The sequence below is a fragment of the Blastococcus sp. HT6-30 genome (genome assembly GCF_039729015.1).
In the GTDB taxonomy this organism is placed as follows: domain Bacteria; phylum Actinomycetota; class Actinomycetes; order Mycobacteriales; family Geodermatophilaceae; genus Blastococcus.
Genome location: NZ_CP155792.1, coordinates 2254833 through 2279879 on the forward strand (window position 1 = coordinate 2254833; position 25047 = coordinate 2279879).

General features: G+C 72.9%; 16 protein-coding genes. 5 read left to right on the forward strand and 11 right to left on the reverse strand.

Features of this window, described 5'->3' with window-relative positions; translation table 11 throughout:
* Positions 1 to 167: 167 nt before the first annotated feature.
* The 7 genes from whiA to ABC795_RS10930 all read right to left on the reverse strand — a co-directional run bounded on the left by whiA (position 168) and on the right by ABC795_RS10930 (position 10463).
* Positions 168 to 1148, reverse strand: a complete 981-nt coding sequence (gene whiA, locus ABC795_RS10900; protein WP_347057207.1) for a DNA-binding protein WhiA — start codon at positions 1146 to 1148, stop codon at positions 168 to 170.
* Between the two features lie 134 nt (positions 1149 to 1282).
* Positions 1283 to 2251: a uridine diphosphate-N-acetylglucosamine-binding protein YvcK gene (gene yvcK, locus ABC795_RS10905; protein WP_347057208.1), complete on the reverse strand. Its 969-nt coding sequence runs from the start codon at positions 2249 to 2251 to the stop codon at positions 1283 to 1285.
* Positions 2251 to 3264: an RNase adapter RapZ gene (gene rapZ / locus ABC795_RS10910; RefSeq protein ID WP_347057209.1), complete on the reverse strand. Its 1014-nt coding sequence runs from the start codon at positions 3262 to 3264 to the stop codon at positions 2251 to 2253. Before rapZ ends, yvcK begins: the two co-directional genes overlap by 1 nt.
* Complete coding sequence (gene uvrC, locus ABC795_RS10915) at positions 3261 to 5291, reverse strand: excinuclease ABC subunit UvrC (RefSeq protein WP_347057210.1); 2031 nt, start codon at positions 5289 to 5291, stop codon at positions 3261 to 3263. Before uvrC ends, rapZ begins: the two co-directional genes overlap by 4 nt.
* A 143-nt stretch (positions 5292 to 5434) precedes the next feature.
* Positions 5435 to 5641, reverse strand: a complete 207-nt coding sequence (locus tag ABC795_RS10920; RefSeq protein ID WP_347057211.1) for a hypothetical protein — start codon at positions 5639 to 5641, stop codon at positions 5435 to 5437.
* A gap of 303 nt (positions 5642 to 5944) precedes the next feature.
* Positions 5945 to 8842 (reverse strand): excinuclease ABC subunit UvrA, encoded by a 2898-nt coding sequence (uvrA, locus tag ABC795_RS10925; protein WP_347057212.1) that lies wholly within the window; start codon positions 8840 to 8842, stop codon positions 5945 to 5947.
* A gap of 172 nt (positions 8843 to 9014) precedes the next feature.
* Positions 9015 to 10463, reverse strand: a complete 1449-nt coding sequence (locus ABC795_RS10930) for an amidase (RefSeq protein ID WP_347057213.1) — start codon at positions 10461 to 10463, stop codon at positions 9015 to 9017.
* A gap of 47 nt (positions 10464 to 10510) precedes the next feature.
* On the opposite strand from ABC795_RS10930, the gene ABC795_RS10935 reads away from it, so the two are divergent.
* A complete protein-coding gene (locus ABC795_RS10935) occupies positions 10511 to 11179 on the forward strand; it encodes an MBL fold metallo-hydrolase (protein WP_347057214.1) in 669 nt (222 codons plus the stop codon).
* Between the two features lie 9 nt (positions 11180 to 11188).
* Here ABC795_RS10935 and ABC795_RS10940 read toward each other — a convergent pair whose 3' ends face one another.
* The 4 genes from ABC795_RS10940 to uvrB all read right to left on the reverse strand — a co-directional run bounded on the left by ABC795_RS10940 (position 11189) and on the right by uvrB (position 17411).
* The gene (locus ABC795_RS10940) at positions 11189 to 11470 is read right to left on the reverse strand and encodes a hypothetical protein (RefSeq protein ID WP_347057215.1); all 282 of its coding nucleotides are present in this window, start codon (positions 11468 to 11470) and stop codon (positions 11189 to 11191) included.
* 86 nt (positions 11471 to 11556) lie between these two features.
* Positions 11557 to 13602: a prolyl oligopeptidase family serine peptidase gene (locus tag ABC795_RS10945; protein WP_347057216.1), complete on the reverse strand. Its 2046-nt coding sequence runs from the start codon at positions 13600 to 13602 to the stop codon at positions 11557 to 11559.
* Positions 13603 to 13879: 277 nt separating this feature from the next.
* A complete protein-coding gene (locus tag ABC795_RS10950; protein WP_347057217.1) occupies positions 13880 to 15025 on the reverse strand; it encodes a TerC family protein in 1146 nt (381 codons plus the stop codon).
* 256 nt (positions 15026 to 15281) lie between these two features.
* A complete protein-coding gene (gene uvrB / locus ABC795_RS10955; RefSeq protein ID WP_347057218.1) occupies positions 15282 to 17411 on the reverse strand; it encodes an excinuclease ABC subunit UvrB in 2130 nt (709 codons plus the stop codon).
* Positions 17412 to 17922: 511 nt separating this feature from the next.
* On the opposite strand from uvrB, the gene glgX reads away from it, so the two are divergent.
* From glgX to ABC795_RS10975, 4 genes are all read left to right on the forward strand, one after another.
* Positions 17923 to 20034 (forward strand): glycogen debranching protein GlgX, encoded by a 2112-nt coding sequence (glgX, locus tag ABC795_RS10960; protein ID WP_347057219.1) that lies wholly within the window; start codon positions 17923 to 17925, stop codon positions 20032 to 20034.
* A 14-nt stretch (positions 20035 to 20048) separates the two neighbouring features.
* A complete protein-coding gene (treY, locus tag ABC795_RS10965) occupies positions 20049 to 22364 on the forward strand; it encodes a malto-oligosyltrehalose synthase (RefSeq protein ID WP_347057220.1) in 2316 nt (771 codons plus the stop codon).
* 193 nt (positions 22365 to 22557) lie between these two features.
* Positions 22558 to 24312 (forward strand): malto-oligosyltrehalose trehalohydrolase, encoded by a 1755-nt coding sequence (treZ, locus tag ABC795_RS10970; RefSeq protein ID WP_347057221.1) that lies wholly within the window; start codon positions 22558 to 22560, stop codon positions 24310 to 24312.
* On the forward strand, positions 24312 to 25037 hold the full coding sequence (locus tag ABC795_RS10975) for a dihydrofolate reductase family protein (RefSeq protein WP_347057222.1): 726 nt from the start codon (positions 24312 to 24314) through the stop codon (positions 25035 to 25037). The genes treZ and ABC795_RS10975 overlap by 1 nt, the downstream gene beginning before the upstream one ends.
* Positions 25038 to 25047 lie beyond the last annotated feature (10 nt).

Here is a 25047-nt window from a genome sequence, read left to right on the forward strand (position 1 = left end):
CCACTGTCGCCGTTGACGCTGTCGCGTTCGGGACCGTGCGGCGCGCGGTCCCGCTCCGGGCCGACCCTATCGGTCGCCGCCCGACCCGGCTGGCCCCCGTCGATCAGGTCACCTGCTCGACGACGCTCCTCGCCCGGCGTCGGCGTCCGGGCGGAAGGGTCCTCCGGCTACTGCGTGAGCATGTCGTCGGTGACGACGGACTCCGTGTCGGGGATCCCCAGATCCTTGGCCCGCTTGTCGGCCATGGCCAGCAAGCGCCGTATGCGGCCGGCGACGGCGTCCTTGGTCATCGGGGGGTCGGCGCGCTGGCCCAGCTCCTCGAGCGAGGCCTGGCCGAACTCCAGCCGCAGCCGGCCGGCCACCAGCAGGTGCTCCGGGGCGTCCTCGCCGAGGATCTCCAGCGCGCGCTCGACCCGGGCGCTCGCGGCCACCGCGGCCCGGGCAGAGCGGCGCAGGTTGGCGTCGTCGAAGTTGGCGAGCCGGTTGGCGGTGGCCCGGACCTCGCGGCGCATCCGCCGCTCCTCCCAGGCCATCACCGCGTCGTGGGCCCCCATCCGGGTGAGCAGCGCGCTGATGGCGTCACCGTCCCGGACGACGACCCGGTCGGCGCCCCGGACCTCGCGCGCCTTCGCGGCGATGCCCAGGCGGCGGGCGGCGCCGACGAGCGCCATGGCCGCCTCCGGGCCGGGGCAGGTGACCTCCAGCGACGAGGACCGGCCCGGCTCGGTGAGCGAGCCGTGAGCGAGGAAGGCACCCCGCCAGGCGGCCTCGGCGTCGTTGATGCTGCCGGACACCACCGACGGCGGCAGTCCCCGGACGGGGCGCCCGCGCTGGTCGACCAGGCCGGTCTGCCGCGCCAGGCCCTCGCCGTGCTTGGCGATGCGGACGAGGTAGCGCACCCCACGGCGGATGTTGCCGCCGGCCAGCACGCTCACCCCGCTCGTGTAGCCGTAGACCTCGCTGATGTCCCGGCGCAGCCGCCGGGCGACCGAGCCGGTGTCGAGCTCGGCCTCGATGACCACCCGCCCACCGACGATGTGCAGGCCACCGGAGAACCGCAGCAGCGCGGTCACCTCGGCCTTGCGCTCGGAGGTCTTCGTGCACTCCACCCGGGAGAGCTCGTCCTTCACCATGGCGGTCATCGCCATGCCGTCCACCCCCACGTTCCCCCGGGGTATGCCGCCCCCGCACTTCGGGTCAGCGCCATGTACGCCGTCCCCCCGTCCCCTCGTGCCGGCCGGCCGGCCGTACACCCGCTACCCGCTCGCTCACGCCCACTCGTTCACCGCATCCCGACCACGGAGGCCAGCGCCGCCGACAACCGCGCGGGATCGTGCCGCGGAGCGCCGTCCGGCTCGGCCACCGGCGCCAGGAGGAGCTCGGCGCCGGTCCCGCGGACTGCGTCAAGCAGACCACGGCGGTCAACCACTGATTCCACGTCCGCGATCACCGTGTGCAACGCCACTCCGCCCAGGTGCGCCCGCAGCACAGCCAGATGCTCCTCTGGGGAGAACCCGTCCGTCTCACCGGGCTGCGGCTCCAGGTTCAGCACCACCACCACCCGAGCCCGCGCGGCGGCCAGGGCGGCGCGCAGCCGGGGCACGAGGAGGTGCGGCAGCACAGAGGTGTACCAGGAACCCGGGCCGAGCGAGACCACGTCGGCCGCCGCGATCGCGTCCAGCACCGCTGGGTGCACCGCCGGATCGGCCGGCGCGAGGCGGATCTCCCGGACCCGTCCCGGCGTGGCGGCGATCGCCACCTGCCCCCGGATGGTGCGCACCGGGGCGGGGTCGTCCCGGTCGGCGGTCTCCACGCGGGCGACGAGATCGAGCGGCTCGTCGGCCATGGGCAGCACCCGCCCGCACGCCCCGATGAGCGCACCCAGCTCGTCGAGGGCCCGCACCGTGTCACCACCGTGCATCTCGGCCAGGCCGGTGAGCAGCAGGTTGCCCACCGGGTGCCCGGCCAGGACGCCGCTGCCGCCGAAGCGGTGCTGGAACAGCGACGCCAGCGTCCGCTCGCGCTCGGTGTCACCGGCGAGCGCGGCGAGGGCCATCCGGAGGTCTCCGGGGGGCAGGACCGGCATCTCCCGGCGGATCCGGCCCGACGAGCCGCCGTCGTCGGCGACGGTGACCACGGCGGTCAGCTCCGGGGTGATGCGGCGCCAGGCGGCCAGCGCCGCGGCCAGGCCGTGGCCGCCACCGAAGGCGACGACCCGGGGCGGCCGCCCCGAGGACGTGGTGCCGCCCACTACTCGCGGCCCAGGTCACGGTGCCGGGCGACGGCGGCGATGCCCTCGGCGCCGAGCCGCCGGGCGAACTCCTCGGCGATCGCGACGCTGCGGTGCTTGCCCCCGGTGCAGCCGACCGCGAGCGTCAGGTAGCGCTTGCCCTCGCGCCGGTAACCGGGCAGGAGGAGCCGGAGCACCTCGGTGTACCGGTCGAGGAAGTCGGCGGCGTCGTCCTGCCCGAGCACGTAGTCGCGGACGTCGGCGTCCCGGCCGGTGTGCGACCGCAGCTCCGGGACCCAGTGCGGGTTCGGCAGGAACCGGGCGTCGACGACCAGGTCGGCGTCCAGCGGCAGGCCGTACTTGAAGCCGAAGCTCATCACCGTCGCGGTGAGCGGCGGCGTGCCGCCGTCGCGGGCGAAGGCGTTCTCCAGCGTGGCCCGCAGCTGGTGGACGTTGAGGTCGCTGGTGTCGACCCACAGATCGGCCTCGCCGGCGATGCCGGTGAGCAGGGCGCGCTCCTCGGTGATCCCGTCGGTGAGCGTGCCGCTGCCCTGCAGGGGGTGTTCCCGCCGGTTGGACTCGTACCGCCGGACGAGCACCTCGTCGCGGGCGTGCACGTACAGCACCCGGGGCCGGTGCCCGGCGTCGGACAGGACGCGGATGGCCTCCTGGAGGTCGCTGGAGAAGGCCCGGCTGCGGACGTCGACGACGGCGGCGAACCGGCGGAGGTCGCCGCGGGCGCCCAGCTCCACCATCGGCAGCAGCAGGGCCGGGGGCAGGTTGTCGACGACGAACCAGCCGAGGTCTTCGAGCACCCGGCCGGCGCTGTTCTTGCCGGCCCCGGAGAGACCTGTGACGACGACGACCTCGAGCGGCGCCGTCTCGGTGCTCGCCGGGTCGAGCGCCGGTGAGACGCCGTTCTGCGGCCCGGCCGCGGCGGCCGGTTCCGCCCCCGGGGGAGCGCCGGCGCCCGTCGTCTTGCCGGCGTCCCCGCGGGCGTCGGCCGCCGCCCCCAGCTCGGTGCCGACGGTCACGAGGCCACCCGGCCCACCTCGGCGGTGTCCCCGGATCCCGCACGCGCGGTGCCCTGGTCGGCGGGGCCCTGCGGCGCCAGCGAGGTCTCCGTCGCCTCCGGCTCCTGCGGTGCCCGCGCCGGCTCGGCGACCGCCATCTGCACCGCCTCCGCCGTCCGCCGTCCGATGCCCGGCACCGCCATCAGCTCCTCCACTGTCGCCGCGCGAAGCCGCTTGAGCGACCCGAACTCCTTCATCAGCGCCTTCCGTCGTGCCTCCCCGAGCCCGGGGACGTCGTCCAGGAGAGACACCAGCATGCCGGTGGACCGCTTCTGCCGGTGGTAGGTGATGGCGAAGCGGTGCGCCTCGTCGCGCACCCGCTGCAGCAGGTACAGCGCCTCCGAGGTGCGCGGCAGGATCACCGGATCGCTCTCCCCCGGCAGCCACACCTCTTCCATGCGCTTGGCCAGCCCGCACACGGCGACGTCGACGATGCCGAGCTCGTCGAGCGACCGGGCGGCCGCGGCCACCTGCGGGGCGCCGCCGTCGACGACCAGCAGGTTCGGCGGGTAGGCGAACCTGCGCGGCCGCCCCTCCTCCGCGGCGATGCCCTGCTCGTCCTTGCGGTCGGCCTCGTCCTTGAGATGACGGGCGAACCGCCGGCGGACCACCTCGGCCATCGCGGCGGTGTCGTCGGTTCCCTCCGTGACGGAGAACCGGCGATAGTCGGACTTCTTCGCCAGACCGTCCTCGAAGACCACCATGGACGCCACCACGTTGGTGCCCTGCACGTGGCTGATGTCCATGCACTCGATCCGCAGCGGCGCGTCGGGCAGCTCCAGCGCCTCCTGGAGCTCTGCGAGCGCCAGCGAGCGGGCGGTGAGGTCGCTGGACCGCTTCACCCGGTGCCGGGCGAACGCCTCCTTGGCGTTCCGCTCGACGGTCTCCATGAGGCTGCGCTTGTCGCCGCGCTGCGGCACCCGCAGCGACACCCGGCCGCCGCGCAGCTCCTCCAGCAGCTCGACGTACACGTCGGCGTCGTCGGGGAGCTCGGGGACGAGCACCTCGCGGGGAACGGCCTCGCCGGCCTCTCCCACCCCGGTCTGCTCGTCGACGCCGCCGTAGACCTGCAGGAGGAACTGCTCCACCAGCTCGCCGGTGGTGACCTCCTCGACCTTGTCGATGATCCAGCCGCGCTGGCCGCGCACCCGCCCGCCACGGACGTGGAAGACCTGGACGGCGGCCTCCAGGTCGTCCTGGGCAAAGGCGACGACGTCGGCGTCGGTGCCGTCACCGAGGACGACGGCCTGCTTCTCCATCGCCCGCTTGAGCGCCCCGATGTCGTCGCGGAGCCGGGCCGCCTTCTCGTACTCCATCGCCTCGGCGGCCTCGGCCATCTCCCGCTCGAGGCGCCTGATCATCGAGTCGGTGCGGCCGGCCATGAAGTCGCAGAAGTCGTCGACGATCCCCCGGTGCTCCTCGGCGCTGACCCGGCCGACGCACGGGGCGGCGCACTTGCCGATGTAGCCGAGCAGGCAGGGGCGGCCGATCTGCCCGGCGCGCTTGAAGACGCCGTTCGAGCAGGTGCGCGCCGGGAAGACGCGGGTGAGCGTGTCGAGGGTCTCCCGGATCGCCCAGGCGTGGGCGTAGGGGCCGAAGTAGCGCACGCCCTTCTTCTTGGGCCCGCGCATGACCTGCAGCCGGGGGAACTCCTCGTTCAGCGTCACGGCCAGCGACGGGTAGCTCTTGTCGTCGCGGTACCGGACGTTGAAGCGCGGGTCGAACTCCTTGATCCAGTTGTACTCGAGCTGGAGGGCCTCGACCTCGGTGCCCACGACGGTCCACTCGACGCTCGACGCCGTCGTCACCATCTGGCGGGTACGGGGGTGCAGTCCGGCCACGTCGGCGAAATAGCTGTTCAGGCGCTGGCGGAGGCTCTTGGCCTTGCCGACGTAGATGACCCGACCGTTCGGGTCACGGAACTTGTAGACGCCGGGGCTCTCGGGGATGGAGCCGACCGCCGGGCGGTACGTGGACGGATCGGCCATGTCCCCACATTAGGTCGGAGGACCGACACGCCGCGGGAAACCGGACCCGTCCGTCCCACGCGTCCCGTCCCGCACCTCGCCCCGGGCGCATGCCGCCGGAGCGGCGCCGCAGGGCGCCGCTCCGGGAACTGCTGGCGACGCGGTCAGGCCGCGGGCTGCGACCGCCGCACCGTGACGGCCGGCATGCGCGCCGCGACGGCAGAGGCGCCCCGGGCGGCCAGTCGGACGCCCCGGCGGGTGAGTGCGACGGCCGCCAGCACGCCGACCGGGACCGCGACGAAGTCGAACGCGTCGGACACGAGGTCCTTGGTCACGACGAGCAGCGAGACCCCGAGCAACAAGACCAGCACGGTGGCCGAGAGGACGCCCGAACCCGGCCTGCCTTTCCCCTGCCACGGTTGGCCGCAGTGGGCCATGTCCGGGTCGCAGTCAGGTGTGAGTGCACTCATCGTGACCTCCTTGCAGCAACACAGGGGGAATCCCGGTGATGTCGGTCACACGGACTGTACGCCGGATGCGACTTATCTCACAAGACGACGGGCGTGATCGCCCCGTGTCCTCCCCGGGGCTGGGCCGGTGCCTGTGCCGGTCACCTCATGTCGACGGCCCGCGCTCCCCGGAGGGGGCGCGGGCCGTCGTCCGACGCCGGTCGGTCAGCTGGCCTTCTTGCGCGCCCGCTTCTTCACCGGGCCGGCGCCGGCCGTGGCGATCGCGTCGGGGTGGAGCAGCGGCACCAGGTAGCGCCCGGTGTGGCTCTCCGGCACCGAGGCGACGAACTCCGGCGAGCCCTCGGCGACGACCGTGCCACCGCGGAACCCGCCTTCGGGACCCATGTCGATGAGCCAGTCGGCGCTCTTGATGACGTCGAGGTTGTGCTCGATGACGATCACCGAGTTCCCCTTGTCGACCAGTCCCTGCAGCACGAGCAGCAGCTTCCGGATGTCCTCGAAGTGCAGGCCGGTGGTCGGCTCGTCGAGCACGTAGATGCTGCGCCCGTTGGACCGCTTCTGCAGCTCGCTGGCGAGCTTCACCCGCTGGGCCTCACCGCCGGACAGCGTCGTCGCCGGCTGGCCCAGGCGGACGTACCCGAGCCCGACGTCGGTGAGCGTGCGCAGGTACCGGGCGATCGCCGGGATGGCGGCGAAGAAGTCCGCCGCCTCCTCGATCGGCATGTCGAGGACCTCGGCCACCGTCTTGCCCTTGTAGTGCACCTCGAGGGTCTCCCGGTTGAACCGGGCGCCCTTGCAGACCTCGCAAGGGACGTAGACGTCGGGGAGGAAGTTCATCTCGATCTTGAGCGTGCCGTCGCCGGAGCACGCCTCGCAGCGACCGCCCTTCACGTTGAAGGAGAACCGGCCCGGCAGGTAGCCGCGGACCTTGGCCTCCGAGGTCTGGGCGAAGAGCTTGCGGACGTGGTCCCAGACACCGGTGTACGTGGCCGGGTTCGAGCGCGGCGTACGGCCGATCGGCGACTGGTCGACGTGCACGACCTTGTCCAGGTGCTCCAGCCCGGTGATCGTCCGGTGCCGGCCGGGCACCATGCGCGCCCGGTTCAGCTCGTTGGCCAGGACGGTGTACAGGATGTCGTTGACCAGGCTGGACTTGCCGGACCCGGAGACGCCGGTGACGCCCACCAGGCAACCGAGCGGAAAGGTCACGTCGACGCCCTTGAGGTTGTTCTCGCGGGCGCCCTTGACCACGAGCTGCCGCGCCGGATCGGGCTGCCGCCGGACCTCGGGCACGGTGATCGACCTCCGGCCGGACAGGTACTGCCCGGTCAGCGACCGCTCGCTCGCCAGCAGGTCGGCGACCGTGCCGCTGACGACGACCTCGCCGCCGTGCTCGCCGGCACCGGGACCGATGTCGACGACCCAGTCGGCCACCTTGATCGTGTCCTCGTCGTGCTCGACGACGATGAGCGTGTTGCCCATGTCGCGCAGCCGCAGGAGGGTCTCGATCAGCCGGGTGTTGTCCCGCTGGTGGAGACCGATCGAGGGCTCGTCGAGCACGTAGAGGACCCCGACGAGGCCGGAGCCGATCTGGGTGGCCAGCCGGATCCGCTGGGCCTCGCCGCCGGCCAGGGTGGCCGCCGGGCGGTCGAGCGACAGGTAGTCGAGGCCGACGTCGACGAGGAAGGACAGCCGCGCCTGGATCTCGCGGAGCACCCGGTCGGCGATCGCCTTCTCCCGCTCGCCGAGCTCCAGCGCCCCCAGCCACTGGGACGCCTCGCCGATGGAGAGGTTGGTGACCTCCGCGATCGACCGGCCGCTGAGCTTGACCGCGAGGATCTCGGGCTTCAGCCGGGTGCCGTGGCAGACCGGACAGGGCACGTCGCGCATGTAGCCCTCGTACTTGTCCCGCATGTACTCGCTGTCGGTGTCGTCGTGGCGCCGCTCCAGGAACGGCAGCACGCCCTCGAACGCGGCGTAGTAGCTGCGCTCGCGGCCGTAGCGGTTCTTGTAGCGGACGTGCACCTGGTCCGGCGAGCCGTGCAGGATCGCCTTCTGCACCTTGGCCGGCAGCCGCTCCCACGGGTCGTCCATGGAGAAGCCGATCTGCTGGGACAGGCCGGTGAGCAGCCGGGTGAAGTACTCGTTGCTCATCGAGCTGGCCCACGGCGCGATGGCGCCCTGGTTGAGGCTCTTCCCCGGGTCGGGGACGACGAGCTCCGGGTCGACCTCCTTGCGGGTGCCGATGCCGGTGCACTCGCCGCAGGCGCCGAAGGGCGAGTTGAAGGAGAACGAGCGCGGCTCCAACGCCTCGAACGACAACCCGTCGTCGACGCAGGCGAGGTGCTCGGAGAAGGTGCGCTCCCGCTCCGGGTCGTCCTCGGGCAGGTCGACGAAGTCGAGGACGACCAGGCCGCCGGCGAGGCCGAGCGCGGTCTCCACCGAGTCGGTGAGCCGGCGCTTGGCGCTCTCCTTCACCGTGAGGCGGTCGACGATCACCTCGATGCTGTGCTTCTCCTGCTTCTTGAGCGTGGGCGGCTCGGTCAGCGGGTGCACCGTGCCGTCGACGCGGACCCGGGAGAAGCCCTGGGTCTGCAGCGAGCTGAACAGGTCGACGTACTCGCCCTTGCGCGCCCGGACGACGGGGGCGAGCACCTGGAAGCGGGTGCCCTCGACCATGGCGAGCACCTGGTCGACGATCTGCTGCGGGGTCTGCCGCGAGATCGGCTTGCCGCAGTTGGGGCAGTGCGGCTGGCCGGCGCGGGCGTACAGCAGCCGCAGGTAGTCGTAGACCTCGGTGATGGTCCCGACCGTCGACCGAGGGTTGCGGTTGGTCGACTTCTGGTCGATCGACACCGCGGGCGAGAGCCCCTCGATGAAGTCGACGTCGGGCTTGTCCATCTGCCCGAGGAACTGACGGGCGTAGGCCGACAGCGACTCGACGTAGCGGCGCTGCCCCTCGGCGAAGATCGTGTCGAAGGCGAGGCTCGACTTGCCCGATCCCGACAACCCCGTGAAGACGATGAGCGCGTCACGGGGAAGGTCGATGTGGACGTCCTTCAGGTTGTGCTCTCGGGCGCCGCGGACGACGAGCCGGTCCATGTGATCCCTGTCGGTCGCTGGTGGATGCCACCTGGTGGATGGGGCGGTGGAGCGTGCGCGGCGGCCGTCGGTCCCGGCCCCGGTTCACCCGGTGCAACACCGGCGCTACTCGCGGTCGTCCACCAGGCGGTGTGACCTGCGCCTGGTCTCCGGGACCGGCATGCCGGGGCGCTCAGCCGGGCGGGGCGGCGGCTGCCGTCGTGGGGTCGAAGACCGGCGCGTACCGGCGCCAGGGCTGCCGGACCTCCATCTCTCCGGCGACCCAGAGTAGACGCTCCTCGGCACCGGGCGGGCCGACGAACTGGACGGGGACCGGGGGCCCGCCCGGCCGCGCGGCGGCCGGGAGGACCGCGGCGGGGATGCCGGCCAGGTTCCAGGCCGCCGTCCACGGCGCCCACCGGGCGTTGGCCGTGATGTTGGCCAGGAACGACCGCTCGTGCCAGGGCCGCGCCGCCAGCGGCGGGCCGGTGGTGACCGGCGTCAGCAGCAGGTCGACGTCGTCGAACCACCGGATCATGCGCTCGCGGAACCGCTCCTGGGTGCGCGGCCGCACGAGCCCCAGCCGCCGGACCAGCCGGCCCAGCCGCGCATGGGTGCGGCTGCGGGGCTGCAGGTCGGCGCGGCCGATCCCGAGGAACTCTGCGTCGTCCTCGGCCCCGGCCATCCAGCGGACGAGCGCGCCGGCCGCCGCGGCGGGCGTGATCGGCGGGTTGCGGGGGACGACGGTGTGCCCCGCCTCGCGCAGCCGGGCGACGACCGCGTCGACCGCGGCCCGTGTGGCGGCGTCGGCCCCGAGGCCCGGTAGGGGCGACCGGGTGCTGACCGCGATGCGCAGCGGCCGGCCCGGGGCGGGCGGCGCCGCGGGCTGCTGCCCGGCCAGGACGGCGTGCACGACCGCGAGGTCGGCCACGGTCGTGGCCAGGGCCCCGTTCACGGCCATGCCCGACCAGTCGTCGGCACCGATCCCCCCGGGGACGACGCCGATCCCGGGCTTGAGCGCCACGAGGCCACAAGCGGCGGCGGGCAGCCGGAGCGAGCCCATGCCGTCGTTGCCGTGCGCCACCGGCACCGACCCGGACGCCACCGCTGCCGCACTCCCACCGGAGCTGCCGGCGGGTGAGAGCGCGGTGTCCCAGGGGTTGCGGGTGACGGTGCCGGGCCCGTCGGTGGCGGCGTACAGGCAGAGCTCGGGAGCGCGGGTGATCCCGACGACGACCGCCCCCGCCTTGCGCAGCCGGGTGACCACCTCGTGGTCCTTCCGTTCGGGCCCGGACCGGCGGGCCGGCGAGCCGTCCGTGCACGTCTCCCCCGCCACGGGGACGTTGTCCTTGATCGCCACGGGGACCCCGGCCAGCGGCAGCGCGAAGCGGGTCAGGCTGGCGTCGACCGCCGCGGCCTCGGCGAGCGCGGCCTCGCGGCGGACCACGCGGAAGGCTCCGACGCGCGCGTCGACCGCCTCGATGTGGTCGAGGTGGGCGCGCACCACCTCGACCGCCGTCAGCTCCCCCGCCCGGACCCGGGTGGCGATCTCCGTGGCCGTCAGGCCGACGACCGGCGCCCCGGCCCGCCCCCCGTCCCCGGCGCCGCCCTGAGCGGTGCCGACACCTCCGCTAGCGTCCATAGCTGGACCGTAACGGCGGTCACCGACACTTTCCGAACGGAGTCCCGATGAGCACCCCGACCTACACCGGGAACGTCACGGTGGGGGGCCCCGCCGACGTGCGCGAGCTGCCCGGGCTGACGATCAGCAAGGTGGCGGTGAGCGAGATGGCGAACAACGCCTACCTGCTCCGCGCCACGGACACCGGCGAGGCGCTGCTGGTCGACGCCGCGGCGGAGCCGGAGACGCTGCGGGCGCTGATCGGGGACGCGAACCTGCGCACCGTCGTCACGACCCACGGCCACTGGGATCACCACCGGGCCCTGCCCGACGTCGTCCGGGAGAGCGGCGCGGTGACCGTCGCCCACCCGGCCGACGCCGCGGACCTGCCGGTCCCCGTGCAGCGTCCCGTGGAGCACGGCGACACCGTGACGGTCGGTGACCAGGTGCTGGAGGTCGTGCACCTGCGCGGGCACACGCCCGGGAGCATCGCGCTGGTGTGGCACGGCCCCGGCGACGCGGGCGTCCACGTGTTCACCGGCGACAGCCTCTTCCCCGGGGGTGTGGGGAACACCCAGAAGGACCCGGGCCGCTTCACGAGCCTGATCGACGACGTCGAGGAGCGGCTGTTCGCCGTCCTGCCCGACGACGCGTGGGTCTACCCCGGCCACGGGAGCGACACGACGATCGGCGCCGAGCGCCCGCATCTCGCGGAGTGGCGCGAGCGCGGCTGGTGACCTCCGGGGTCAGTCCTCGGTGAAGAGCCCGACCAACTCGTCCGCGGTGCCGGGGACGTGCAGGGGCAGCACCGAGATGGTCCAGTCCGGCTGCCGTTCGTCGACGCCGAGCGCCAGGTCCCAGGCCGCCCGGGGCGTCAGCGGGCCGAAGCACGCGTCGTCGCCGTCCTCGCCGAGGTCCACCTCGACGAGCCACTGGTCCGAGAGGTCCGCGGCGAGCTCGGCGAAGTCCGGAGCCGCGTCGTCGTCGGGCTCCGGGCTGTCGATCCGTACCGGGTAGATGAGCGCCATCCTGCGCACGCTAGGCGCTTCCGGTCACCGGGACACCTCCTGCGTCCCACCGGCCGGCTGTCGTGGTGCCGCGCCACCGTCAGCGGTCAGCCCGTGACTCCGTGACCGTGCACGTGGTCGCGCGCGAGCCGACCGCCACCGGCCGCCTCCTCGACGGTGCCGCGCTCGTCGGCGGGTAACGCCTCCGCGGTGGGTGAGAGCCAGCGCGCCCACCACCGCAGGAGGTGCTCGAAGCGCGCCAGCCGGTGCCTCGGCCGCCCGGTGCGCGGCAGGTCGTGGCCCTCCCCCGGGAACAGCAGCAGCTCGGCCGGCACCCCGCGTCGCGCGAGTTCCACGTAGAGCCGCTGGCCCTGTTCCAGGGGCACCCGCCGGTCCTCCTCCGCGTGGACGACCAGGGTCGGCGTGCTGATGACGTCCGCGTGCTCGAGCGCGCTCTGCGCGGCCGGCCGCTCGGGGTCGGCGCCGAGGTACTGGTCGGCCAGGTGCCAGCCGACGTCGGAGGTCCCGACGAAGCTGGCCGGATCGGTGAGCGCGCCCTCCACCGCGGCGGCGGCGAACCGGTCGGTGCGCGCGACGAGCAGGGTGGTCAGGTACCCGCCGTAGCCGCCACCCAGGACGCCGACCCGGTCCGGGTCGAGCGCCGGGTCGATCAGCGCCGCGTCGAGGAAGGCCAGGACGTCGTCGGCATCCGGCCCGCCCCACGCGCCGCGGATCACACGCTCGTGCTCGGCGCCGTAGCCGGAGGATCCCCGGGGATTGCACCGGACCACCGCGTAGCCGGCGGACACGTGCACCTGGGTCTCGTCGCACAGTCCGCGGTCGTACTGGCGGAACGGGCCGTCGTGGACCGTCAGGAGCACCGGGTGCGGGCCCGGCCCCGGCGGCGTGGTCACCCAGCCGTGCACCGGGTGGCCGTCCGGTGCGGAGGCGGTGCGCTCCTGCGCCCGGTGCAGTCGGCCGGTGGCGCCCAGGTCGCGGCCGAAACCGGTGAGCAGCCGGCGTCCGGCGCCGGTGATCGCGAGCAGCTCTCCCGCCGACCGGTCGTGCGCCACGGTGGCGACGACGACCCCCGCGGCGGCCGCGACGCCCCGCACCACGAAGGGTCCGTCGACCAGCGTCTCGGGTGCACCGCCGTCCAGCGGCACCCGGAGCAGCTCGACCGTCCCCCGCCGCTCGACGCCCACCAGCACGGCACCGTCGGCCAGCACCGTGGCCGCGGTCGAGTCCCCCCGCCGGTGCACCTCGGGGTCGAGCAGCGGCTCCAGGGGCCCACCCACGGCGGGCAACCGGCAGGGCACCGCCGGCCGGGCGACGGGGTCCGCCCGGTCCGGGCCGAGGTCGGGGACGGCGGTGACCAGCAGGGACGTGCCGTCCGGGGTGTAGACGGGCTGCGCGCAGTCGGCGCGGGAGTCGGTGAGGTGGCGCAGGCCCGTGCCGTCGGGCCGGACGGCGTGCACGTCGCGGACCAGATCCCGGCCGGCGCGCTCGTGGCGGACCGAGACGAACGCGAGCTCCCCCGCGTCGGGGCGCCAGGTGACGTCGGTGCAGTCGGCGTCGCCGCTGGTGACCTGGACCGGCCGGGGTCGCGGAGCAGCGTCGTCGACGAAGTCGGCCGGCAGGGCGACGACGAACACCTGGCTGGGCCGGTCGCGCACGAAACCCACGCCGTCGAGCCGGAACACCGGCGAAGTGATCAGCCGGGGCGCCTCGGCGCCCGCGTGGACGCCGGGCACCGTGCCGTAGCGCCCGTGCTCGGGCACGCGCGCGGCGTACGCCAGGCGCCGGGAGTCCGGTGCCCACACCGGCGGCCCTGCGCCCAGCAGGTGGTCGGTCAGCCGGCGCGGGGCGCCGCCGGCGGACGGCAGCACGTGGAGCTGCGGCCGGCTCCCGGCCTCCGCGCCCAGGTAGGCCAGCCACCGCCCGTCCGGGGAGAACACCGGGTCGGTGTCCCGGTGGCCGGAGGTGAGGGGCCGGGCGGGCGCGGAGCCGTCGGTCGGCACCGCCCACAGCTGGCTGCGGTACTCGTCGGTCGCCAGGTCCGGCCAGCCGACGGCCACCACGGCCATCCGCCCGTCCGGGGAGACCGTCGGCGTCCCAGGGGTGCGCAGGAGCGCGAGGTCCGTCGGCCGCATGTCGGCGACGCTAGCCGAGTGGAGTGCCGGCGCCGCCCCCGTGCGGACGCGGCGGCGGACCCGGTCGGCTCAACGACCGGAGCAGCTCCCGCTCAGGTCCTCGCTGCCGACGACGAACGGCTCGGCCTCCGCGGCGAACCGTGGGAGGGCACGCAAGACGATGATCACCGGGATCGAGAGGTTCCTGGGTGACGTGCATCCCGGGCCGGCACTCCGGGTCAGGCGGCCGACGCCGCCCGAGGGGGACCAGCCCACCCCGGGCGGCTCCGGCCTCGGCTCACTCCTTCGAATGCTCGTCGCGGGACGTCACCGGGGCGGACCTCGGGTCCGGGGGCCCGTCCCCGCGCCCGGGGGTGTCAAGCCCGTCATGGCTCCCGGGGGCGGCCACGTTGCGCCCGGTCCGGTCGGCGCCCGGGTCCCCGGCGCCCGTCGGGCTGGCGTAACCCTCCAGCCGATCCCGCTTGTTCTTGGCCAGGCTGGCGAGGGTGGTCACGAGCAGGGTGACCAGGATGACCGACAGGGAGAGCCAGGTCGGGATCTCCGGCACCACCGTCACGTGCTCCCCGCCGTTGATGAAGGGCAGCTCGTTGGTGTGCAGCGCATGGATGAGCAGCTTGATGCCGATGAAGCCGAGGATGACGGCCAGACCGTAGGCCAGGTAGACCAGGCGGTCCAACAGTCCGTCGATGAGGAAGAACAGCTGGCGCAGCCCCAGCAGCGCGAAGGCGTTCGCGGTGAAGACGAGGTACGTCTCCTGGGTCAACCCGAAGATCGCCGGGATCGAGTCGACGGCGAAGAGGATGTCGGCGCTGCCGATGGCCACCAGTGCGATCGCCAGCGGCGTGATGTAGCGCTTGCCCTGGATCTTGGTCAGCATGCGGTCGCCGTGGAAGTCGTCCGTCGTCGGCACCGCCTTGCGGGTGAGCCGGAGGAGGAAGTTCTCCTTGAACTCCTCCTCCTCCTCGTGGCCACCGCTGCGCGCCTGGGCCCACGCCGTGTAGATCAGGAACCCGCCGAAGATGTAGAAGACCCAGCTGAAGTTCTCGATCGCGGCAGCACCGATGAAGATGAAGATCGTCCGAAGCACGAGCGCGAAGGCGATCCCGAACAGCAGCACCTTCTGCTGCAGCGCCCGGGGTACCGCGAAGCTGGCCATGATCAGGACGAAGACGAACAGGTTGTCCACCGACAGGCTCTTCTCGGTGATGTAGCCGGCGAAGTACTCGCCGCCGTACGTGCCGCCGTAGGCCCACAGGACCAGCAGCCCGAACAGGACCGCCACCCCCACGTAGATGGCCGACCAGGTGGCCGACTCCTTCAAGGTCGGAGCATGCGGGGTGCGCACGTGCCCGTAGAAGTCGAAGACGAGCATCCCCACGATCGCGCCGACCGTGACAGCCCACACCCAGAAGGGCACGTCCATGGCAGATACCTCCGGAGTACTGGCAGTCGTCAGTGACCGGAGGTCTCTCCCGCCGCACGCGCCCTGCACGTGCGACCGGCAGCGCCGGGGGCCCTGACCCTGGATGGGAAGACCCCGTGATGACGACCCTGCCGCGGGGGATACTCCCCTCCACGCACGAACCCTACCGGCTGGACGCACGAACGCCTCTGCGGCTGATGGTAGGCCCGCCGGCTCGGTCGGCGCGCGGCGACGCCGTCGGCCACGCGACGCCGGCTCAGGCGTGCGCCGCGTCGAACTGGCGCAGCTCCTTCTTCAGCTCGTTCAGCTCGTCCCGCAGCCGGGCGGCGACCTCGAACTGCAGCTCGCGGGCGGCGGTCAGCATCTGCTCGTTCATCTGCGTGATGAGATCGGCCAGCTCCGCCCGCGGCAGGCCCTGCACGTCGATCGAGCCGGCCTTGGCCTTGCCGCCGGCCGCCTTCCTCGACGACAGGCCGGGCACCGGCGACTTGCCCCGCGACTGCTGGCGGCCGGAGCCGCCCAGCAGCTCGGTGGCGCCCTCGGTGTCCTCCGCGTCGCGGTAGATGCCGTCGAGGATGTCGACGATCTTCTTCCGGAGCGGCTGCGGGTCGATGCCGCGCTCGGTGTTGTAGGCGATCTGCTTCTCCCGCCGACGGCTGGTCTCGTCGATGGCCTGCGCCATCGACGGGGTGATCTTGTCGGCGTACATGTGCACCTGACCGGAGACGTTCCGGGCCGCGCGGCCGATCGTCTGGATCAGCGAGGTGCCCGAGCGGAGGAACCCCTCCTTGTCGGCGTCGAGGATGGCGACCAGCGACACCTCGGGCAGGTCGAGGCCCTCGCGGAGCAGGTTGATGCCGACCAGCACGTCGTACTCGCCCTGCCGCAGCTCGCGGAGCAGCTCCACCCGCCGGAGGGTGTCGACCTCCGAGTGCAGGTACCGGACCTTGATGCCCAGCTCGAGCAGGTAGTCGGTGAGGTCCTCGGCCATCTTCTTCGTCAGGGTGGTGACGAGGACGCGCTCGTCCTTCTCCGTGCGCAGCCGTATCTCGTGGACCAGGTCGTCGATCTGGCCCTTGGTCGGCTTGACCACGACCTCCGGGTCGATCAGGCCGGTCGGCCGGATGACCTGCTCGACGAACTCGCCCTGGGTGCGACCGAGCTCGTAGGGCCCCGGCGTGGCCGAGAGGTAGACCGTCTGGCCGATCCGGTCGGTGAACTCCTCCCACTTCAGCGGGCGGTTGTCCATCGCCGACGGGAGCCGGAAGCCGTGCTCGACGAGCGTCCGCTTGCGGCTCATGTCACCCTCGTACATGCCGCCGATCTGCGGCACGGTCACGTGGGACTCGTCGATGACCAGCAGGAAGTCGTCGGGGAAGTAGTCGATGAGGCAGGCGCCGGCCGAGCCGGGGCTGCGCCCGTCGATGTGCCGCGAGTAGTTCTCGATGCCGGAGCAGAAGCCGACCTGGCGCATCATCTCGATGTCGTAGGTGGTGCGCATGCGCAGCCGCTGCGCCTCCAGGAGCTTGCCCTGCCTGTCCAGCTCGGCGAGCCGCACCTCGAGCTCGGCTTCGATCGAGGCGATGGCCCGCTCCATGCGGTCGGGGCCCGCGACGTAGTGGCTGGCGGGGAAGACGAACAGCTCCTCGACCTCGCGGACGACCTCGCCGGTGAGCGGGTGCAGGTAGTACAGCCGCTCGACCTCGTCGCCGAACATCTCGATCCGGACGGCCAGCTCCTCGTAGACCGGGAAGATCTCGATCGTGTCGCCGCGCACGCGGAACGTGCCCCGGGTGAAGGAGAGGTCGTTGCGGGTGTACTGCTCGGTGACCAGAATGCGCAGCAGCTCGTCGCGGTCGCGCTCCTCCCCCACGGAGATCTTCAGCGCGCGGTCGACGTACTCCTCGGGCGTGCCCAGGCCGTAGATGCAGGAGACGGTGGAGACCACCACGACGTCCCGCCGGGTGAGCAGGCTGTTGGTGGCGGAGTGCCGCAGCCGCTCGACCTCCTCGTTGATCGAGGAGTCCTTCTCGATGTAGGTGTCGGTCTGCGGGACGTAGGCCTCGGGCTGGTAGTAGTCGTAGTACGACACGAAGTACTCGACCGCGGCGTCGGGCATGAGCTCCTTGAACTCGTTGGCCAGCTGCGCGGCGAGGGTCTTGTTCGGCGCCATGACCAGCGTCGGGCGCTGCACCTGCTCGATCAGCCAGGCCGTCGTCGCCGACTTCCCGGTACCGGTGGCACCGAGCAGGACGACGTCCTTCTCCCCCGCGTTCACCCGCTCGGCGAGCGCCTTGATCGCCGCCGGCTGGTCGCCCGAGGGGTCGAACTCGCTGACGACGCGGAAGCGCCCCTGGGTGGGCCGGAGATCGGTGGTCGTGCGCACGCCGTCGACGGTACGACGGGCGTGTGACAGAACGCGTCGCGAGCGGCGCCCCGCCACCGCTGGGGCACCCGGGGCGGGAGCGGCAGGGCGGGTACTTGTCTCCTCCCCGCGACCGCCCTAGCGTGCCGAGTCGCAGGAGCGGTCCGCGCCGAGGACCAGCGCCACCCGGGGATCCCCGGGCGAGGTCGGACCCCGGCGCACCGGCCCGGCCCCCGGAGCTCGACGCCCCCGTCGGTCCCGCCGGCCGGCCGGTGGCACGCCCGGCCGGACCTGCATACGACGCCCCCTGCGGCCCGCCGCGGGGGGCGTCGTCGGCTCCGGACGCCGGCGCCGGCGCGGCCGCCGCCGGTGGGCGACAGGACACCGGCACGAGTCACACCGCGCAGAGGTGTGGCGGGCCGCCCGGGCGGGCAACGGGGTCCCGACGACCGTCCCGACCCGGCCGCGCGAGCACGCACCCGGGTCACCCGCCCCCCGCCCCGGGGCGCCCTGCGCAGGAGGAACTCCCCAGATGACCCAGGTGTGGCCCGGAAGCGCCTACCCCCTCGGCGCCACGTACGACGGCACCGGGACCAACTTCGCGATCTTCAGCGAGGTGGCCGAGAAGGTCGAGCTGTGCCTGTTCGACGACCAGGGCAACGAGGAGCGCATCCGGCTGCCGGAGATGGACGGGTACGTGTGGCACGCCTTCCTGCCCGGGATCCACCCCGGCCAGAAGTACGGCTACCGGGTGCACGGGCCCTACGACCCCGAGCAGGGTCTGCGCTGCAACCCGAACAAGCTGTTGCTGGACCCCTACGCCAAGGCGATCGACGGCCAGGTCGCGTGGCATCCCTCGGTCTTCGGCTACGACTTCGAGACCAAGGAGCGCAACGACGAGGACTCGGCGCCGCACATGCCGAAGTCCGTCGTCGTCAACCCCTACTTCGACTGGGGCGTCGACCGCCCGCCGAAGACGCCCTACAACAAGACGGTCATCTACGAGGCCCACGTGAAGGGCCTGACGATGACCAACCCGCGGATCCCGGAGGAGCTGCGGGGCACCTACGCCGGCATCGCCCACCCGGCGACCATCGAGCACCTGACCGATCTGGGCATCACCGCGATCGAGCTCATGCCGGTGCACCGGTTCGTGCAGGACGACACCCTGCAGCAGAAGGGCCTGCGCAACTACTGGGGTTACAACTCGATCGGCTTCTTCGCGCCGCACGACGAGTACGCCAGCGACACCACGGCGGGCCAGCAGGTGCAGGAGTTCAAGGGGATGGTCCGCGCCCTGCACGAGGCGGGCATCGAGGTCATCCTCGACGTGGTCTACAACCACACCGCCGAGGGCAACCACCTCGGTCCCACCCTGTCGTTCAAGGGCATCGACAACCGGGCCTACTACAAGCTCGTCGAGGGCGACGAGCAGTACTACATGGACTACACCGGCACCGGGAACACCCTCAACGTCCGGACGCCGCAGGCGCTGCAGCTGATCATGGACTCGCTGCGCTACTGGGTCACCGAGATGCACGTCGACGGCTTCCGATTCGACCTCGCCTCCGCGCTGGCCCGCGAGCTGCACGCCGTCGACCGGCTGGCCACCTTCTTCGACCTGGTGCACCAGGACCCCGTGGTGAGCCAGGTCAAGCTGATCGCCGAGCCGTGGGACGTCGGCGAGGGCGGCTACCAGGTCGGCAACTTCCCCGCGCTGTGGACCGAGTGGAACGGCAAGTACCGCGACACGGTCCGCGACTTCTGGCGCGGCGAGGGCGGCACGATCGGCGAGTTCGCCGACCGGATCTCCGGCTCCTCCGACCTGTACCAGCACTCCGGCCGCCGGCCGGTCGCGAGCATCAACTTCGTCACCGCGCACGACGGCTTCACGCTCAACGACCTCGTCTCCTACAACGAGAAGCACAACGAGGCCAACGGCGAGGGGAACAACGACGGCGAGAGCCACAACCGCAGCTGGAACTGCGGCGTGGAGGGACCCACCGACGACCCGGGGATCCGGCAGCTGCGGGCTCAGCAGCGGCGCAACTTCATCGCCACGCTGATGCTCAGCCAGGGCGTGCCGATGCTCCTGCACGGCGACGAGCTGGGGCGGTCGCAGGGGGGCAACAACAACGGCTACTGCCAGGACTCCGAGCTGACCTGGATCGACTGGACGGACGTCGACGAGGGCCTGCTCGAGTTCACCAGGAAGGTCACCAAGCTGCGCTGCGACCACCCGACGTTCCGCCGTCGCCGCTTCTTCCACGGCCGGCCGGTCCGCCGGGGGCTGGGCGACCCGGTGCCCGACATCGACTGGCTGACGCCGGCCGGCGAGCAGATGACCGAGGAGGACTGGGACGTCGCCTACGCCAAGTCCGTGGCGGTCTACCTCAACGGCGTCGGCATCCGGGAGACGGACGAGCGGGGCGAGTACGTGTCCGACGACCACTTCTACCTGGCGTTCAACGCCTCGCCCGAGCCGATCGAGTTCACCCTGCCCAGCGACGACTACTCCCGGAGCTGGACGACCGTGCTCGACACCGCCGAGATGAACGAGGTCGAGCCGGTCGAGGTCAAGCCCGGTGAGACGGTCACCGTGCAGGGCCGCTCGCTCATCGTCCTGACGGGTCCCGCCCAGTGACGCAGCCGATCCAAGTGCCCGGTGCCGAGCGTCGCCGGGAGGTGCCGTCCGCCACCTACCGGCTGCAGGTCCACGCCGGGTTCCCGCTGCAGGACGCCGCCGACGTCGCCGGGTACCTCGCCGACCTCGGCGTCACCCACGCCTACTCCTCCCCCCTGCTCCGCTCGGCGGAGGGGAGCACGCACGGCTACGACACCGTCGACCACACGCACGTCGACGAGGCGCGCGGCGGCCAGGCCGGGTTCGACCGGTTCGTCGCCGCGCTGCACGAGCACGGCTTGGGGCTGGTGCTGGACCTGGTGCCCAACCACATGGGGGTCGACGACCCGTCGGCGGCGCGGTGGTGGTGGGACGTCCTGCGGCACGGGCAGGCCTCTGCGCACGCGGCGGCGTTCGACGTCGACTGGGACTTCGGCGGCGGCAAGATCCGCATCCCCGTCCTCGGGTCGGCCGACGACGTCGAGAAGCTCGAGGTCGTCGACGGCGAGCTGCGCTACTACGACAACCGGTTCCCCCTGGCCCCCGGCAGCGGGGGCGGTACCCCGCAGGAGGTGCACGCCCGGCAGCACTACGAGCTGGTCGACTGGCGGCGTGCCGACTCTGACCTGAACTACCGCCGGTTCTTCGCGATCAACACCCTGGCCGGGCTGCGCGTGGAGGACCCGGCGGTCTTCGACGCGACCCACGAGCTGGTGCTGCGCTTCGTGCGCGACGGCGCCGTGGACGGGCTGCGGATCGACCACCCGGACGGGCTGGCCGACCCGAAGGGCTACCTCGATCGGCTCGCCGAGGCGTCGGGGAACCGCTGGACGGTCGTGGAAAAGATCCTCGAGCCCGGCGAGGACCTGCCGGAGTCCTGGGCGACGGCGGGGACGACCGGCTACGACGCGCTCGCCGAGGTCGACGAGGTGCTCGTCGACCCGGCCGGTGAAGAGGCGCTCACCGCGCTGGACACCGAGCTCGCCGGCCGGCGGGTGGACTACGCGCAGCTGGTGCACGACTGCAAGCGCGAGGTCACCGACGGGATGCTCGGCTCGGAGGTCGCCCGGCTGGTGCGGGTCATCGGCGAGCTGCCCGGTGTGGACACCGCGCAGCAGACCGAGGCGCTGGCCGAGCTGCTGGCGTCCTTCCCCGTGTACCGCAGCTACCTGCCCGACGGCCGGGAGCACCTCGACGCCACGGTGGCGGCCGTGCGCCGGCGCCGGCCGGATCTGGCTGCCGCGCTGGACGCGCTGCACCCGGTGCTGTCGCAGGCCGGCACCGAGGCAGCCACCCGGTTCGAGCAGACCAGCGGGCCGGTCATGGCCAAGGGCGTCGAGGACAGCGCCTACTACCGGTGGGCGCGGTTCGTCGCGCTCAACGAGGTGGGCGGCGACCCGGCACGCTTCGGCAGCACCGTCGCGGAGTTCCACGCGGCCCAGCAGCGCCGGGCGGAGCGCTACCCCGAGTCGATGACGACGCTGTCGACCCACGACACGAAGCGCAGCGAGGACGTCCGCGCCCGGCTCGCGGTCCTCGCCGAGATCCCGACCGAGTGGGCGCAGCTCGTGCGGGGCTGGCTGGCCCGGCACCCGCTGGCCGACCGATCGCTCGCGCACCTGGTGTGGCAGAACCTCGTCGGCGCGTGGCCGCTCTCCCGGGAGCGCGCGCACGCCTACGTGGAGAAGGCCGCCCGCGAGGCGGGGACGTCCACCACCTGGACCGACCCGGTCCAGGCGTTCGAGGAGCAGCTGCACGCGCTGGTCGACGGCGCCTACGACGACCCGGCGACGACGGCGGAGCTCGACGCCTTCGTCACCCGGATCGCACCGCTGGGCTGGTCGAACTCGCTCAGCCAGAAGCTGCTGCAGCTCACGATGCCGGGCGTCCCCGACGTCTACCAGGGCACCGAGCTGTGGGACTTCTCCCTGGTCGACCCGGACAACCGCCGGCCGGTGGACTACGCGCTGCGGCGGAAGGTGCTGGCCTCGCTGGACGGTGGCGAGGTCCCGGCCGTCGACGGGACGGGGGCGGCCAAGCTGCTCGTCACCTCGCGCACGCTGCGGACCCGGCGGGACCACCCGGAGTGGTTCGCGGGGTACGAGCCCGTCGCGGTGACCGGGTCGGCCGCGGACCAGGTCGTCGCCTACGACCGCGGGGGCGTCGTCGTCGTGGCGACCCGGCTGCCGGCCCGCCTGGCCGCCGAGGGCTGGGGCGACACCGCGCTCCAGCTGCCCAACGGCGCCTGGCGGGACCTGTTCACCGGGGAGCGGGCGGTCTCCGACGTGGCCGGCGTCGCCGTCGACTCGTTGCTCACCCGGCTGCCGGTGGCCCTGCTCGTCCGCGACTGAGTTCGCTCCCGGCCCCCATGGTGCCGACATCGCCGGTCCGTTCCCAGGGCCGGAGGCGTCCGTCGTCGGGCGGATCCGCGATCCGGGGTCGAGTGCGGTGACCCCGGCACGGTTGGGCCCCGGCGATGGGGGCATGAAGCTCGCGCCTGCGACCACCGGCCAGGCTGTCCGCGCTGCCTGGGAGGCACACTGCATGTCCGCACCCGTCGAGTTCTCCGTCTGGGCCCCGCTGCCCGAGCGCGTGCGTGTGCAGGTCGACGGCGCCGTGCACGACATGCGCCGGGACGACGGTGGCTGGTGGCGCGCCGAGGTCGATGCCCGGCCCGACGCCGACTACGGGTTCCTGCTCGACGACGGCGAGACGCCGCGCCCCGACCCGCGCTCACGCCGGCAGCCGGAGGGCGTGCACGGCCTGTCCCGCCTCTTCGACCCCTGGGCCTACGAGTGGGGCGACCGGGCATGGACCGGTCGGCCGCTGGCCGGGGGCGTGGTCTACGAGCTGCACATCGGCACGTTCACGCCCGAGGGCACCCTCGATGCCGCGATCGGCCGGCTGGGGCACCTGGTGCGCCTCGGCGTCGACTTCGTCGAGCTGCTGCCGGTGAACGGGTTCAACGGCACGCACAACTGGGGATACGACGGCGTCCTCTGGTACGCGGTGCAGGAGGAGTACGGCGGGCCGGAGGCCTACCAGCGGTTCGTCGACGCCTGCCACCAGCAGGGCATCGGCGTGATCCAGGACGTCGTCTACAACCACCTGGGCCCGTCGGGGAACTACCTGCCCGAGTTCTTCCCGATCTTCGCCGAGGGTGGGTCGAACACCTGGGGCGAGTCGATCAACCTGAGCGGCCCGGACTCCGACGAGGTGCGCCGCTACATCCTGGACAACGTGCAGATGTGGCTGCGCGACATGCACGTCGACGGCCTGCGCCTGGACGCGGTGCACGCCCTCGTCGACGAACGCGCCGTGCCGATCCTCGAGCAGATGGCCGTCGAGGTGGACAGCCTGTCGGTCGCCGTGGGCCGGCCGCTGACGCTGATCGCCGAGAGCGACCTCAACGATCCGCGCCTGGTCACCCCGCGTGCGGCCGGGGGCACCGGGCTGGCCGCCCAGTGGAGCGACGACTTCCACCACGCGCTGCACACCACACTGACCGGGGAGAGCCAGGGCTACTACGCCGACTTCGCCGACGCCGGGCTGCCCGGGCTGGCGAAGACGCTGACCGGCGCCTTCTTCCACGACGGCACCTGGTCGAGCTTCCGGCGGCGCTCGCACGGCCGGCCGGTGGACACCGCACGCCTGCCCGGCTGGAAGTTCCTCGCCTACCTGCAGGACCACGACCAGATCGGCAACCGCGCCGTCGGCGACCGCATCTCGGCCAGTCTCTCCCCCGGCCTGCTCGCCGTGGGCGCCACCGTGGTGCTCACCAGCCCGTTCACGCCGATGCTCTTCATGGGCGAGGAGTGGGGCGCCACCACGCCGTGGCAGTTCTTCACCAGCCACCCCGAGCCCGAGCTGGGCAAGGCCACGGCCGAGGGCCGGATCGGCGAGTTCGCCGAGCACGGCTGGGACCCCGACGTCGTCCCCGACCCGCAGGGCCCGGAGACGTTCACCCGCTCCAAGCTGGACTGGTCGGAGCTGTCGCAGGAGCCGCACGAGCGCCTGCTGGCCGTGCACCGGTCGCTGCTGGCGCTGCGCCGCGCCCACCCCGACCTGGTCGACCCCGACCTCTCCGCCGTGCAGGTCACCTGGGACGACGCCGACCGCTGGATGGTGGTCCACCGCGGCTCGCTGCGTGTGGTGCTGAACCTGGCCGGGGAGCCGCGGGAGATCGACCTCGACCGGCCGGTGGCCGACGTCCTCTTCAGCACCGCCGACGTGCCGACGGTGGCCGAGGAGACGGTCACCCTCGCCGCGGAGAGTGCGGCCGTGTTCAGCACCCGCTGATGCGCCGCCTCCTCCCGGAGCCGGCCGAACTGGACGACGCCGGTCTGCTCGAGGCCTACCGCTGCCCGCCGGGGCGCCGGCTGCGGATGGACTTCATCGCCTCGCCCGACGGCGCCATCACCGTCGGCGGGGTGAGCGGGGGGCTGGGCTCCCCGGGCGACCGGCGGGTGTTCCGGGTGCTGCGCGCGCTGGCCGACGTCGTCCTCGTCGGGCACGGCACCGCGGCGGCCGAGGGCTACCGGCCGGTGCTGCCGGACTCCGAGGTCGGCCGGCTGCGCAGGAGCACGGGGGTGTCCGCGACCGCGCCGATCGCCGTGGTCTCCCGGCGGGCGTCGCTGGACCCCGCGGGCCGGCTGGTGGCCGACGCCGTCTCCCCCACCATCGTCGTCACCTGCGCGGTCGCCGACCCCGCCCGCCGGGCCGTGCTGGCCGACGCCGGAGCGGAGGTCCTGGTCTGCGGTGACGACGACGTCGACCTGCCGGCGGCCCTCGACGCGCTGGCCGACCGCGGTCTGGAGCAGGTGACCTGCGAGGGCGGGCCCCAGCTGCTCCGCTCGGCGCTGGCCGCGGGGGTGGTCGACGAGCTCGACCTGTCGGTCTCCCCGGCCCTCGTCGGGGGCGAGGCCCGGCTGCTCGACACCGCGCTCCCGCACCCGGCGCGGCTGACGCTGCGCCAGGTGCTCGAGGAGGACGGGATGCTGTTCACCCGCTACGACGTCGGCTGATCGGCGCCTC

Bases quoted from the DNA above. Each gene is read 5' to 3' on its own strand.
- whiA (WP_347057207.1), bottom strand. From the start codon at position 1,148: ATGGCGATGACCGCCATGGTGAAGGACGAGCTCTCCCGGGTGGAGTGC.
- uvrC (WP_347057210.1), bottom strand. From the start codon at position 5,291: ATGGCCGATCCGTCCACGTACCGCCCGGCGGTCGGCTCCATCCCCGAG.
- uvrA (WP_347057212.1), bottom strand. From the start codon at position 8,842: ATGGACCGGCTCGTCGTCCGCGGCGCCCGAGAGCACAACCTGAAGGAC.
- ABC795_RS10930 (WP_347057213.1), bottom strand. From the start codon at position 10,463: ATGGACGCTAGCGGAGGTGTCGGCACCGCTCAGGGCGGCGCCGGGGAC.
- ABC795_RS10935 (WP_347057214.1), top strand. From the start codon at position 10,511: ATGAGCACCCCGACCTACACCGGGAACGTCACGGTGGGGGGCCCCGCC.
- ABC795_RS10940 (WP_347057215.1), bottom strand. From the start codon at position 11,470: ATGGCGCTCATCTACCCGGTACGGATCGACAGCCCGGAGCCCGACGAC.
- ABC795_RS10945 (WP_347057216.1), bottom strand. From the start codon at position 13,602: ATGCGGCCGACGGACCTCGCGCTCCTGCGCACCCCTGGGACGCCGACG.
- ABC795_RS10950 (WP_347057217.1), bottom strand. From the start codon at position 15,025: ATGGACGTGCCCTTCTGGGTGTGGGCTGTCACGGTCGGCGCGATCGTG.
- glgX (WP_347057219.1), top strand. From the start codon at position 17,923: ATGACCCAGGTGTGGCCCGGAAGCGCCTACCCCCTCGGCGCCACGTAC.
- treZ (WP_347057221.1), top strand. From the start codon at position 22,558: ATGTCCGCACCCGTCGAGTTCTCCGTCTGGGCCCCGCTGCCCGAGCGC.
- ABC795_RS10975 (WP_347057222.1), top strand. From the start codon at position 24,312: ATGCGCCGCCTCCTCCCGGAGCCGGCCGAACTGGACGACGCCGGTCTG.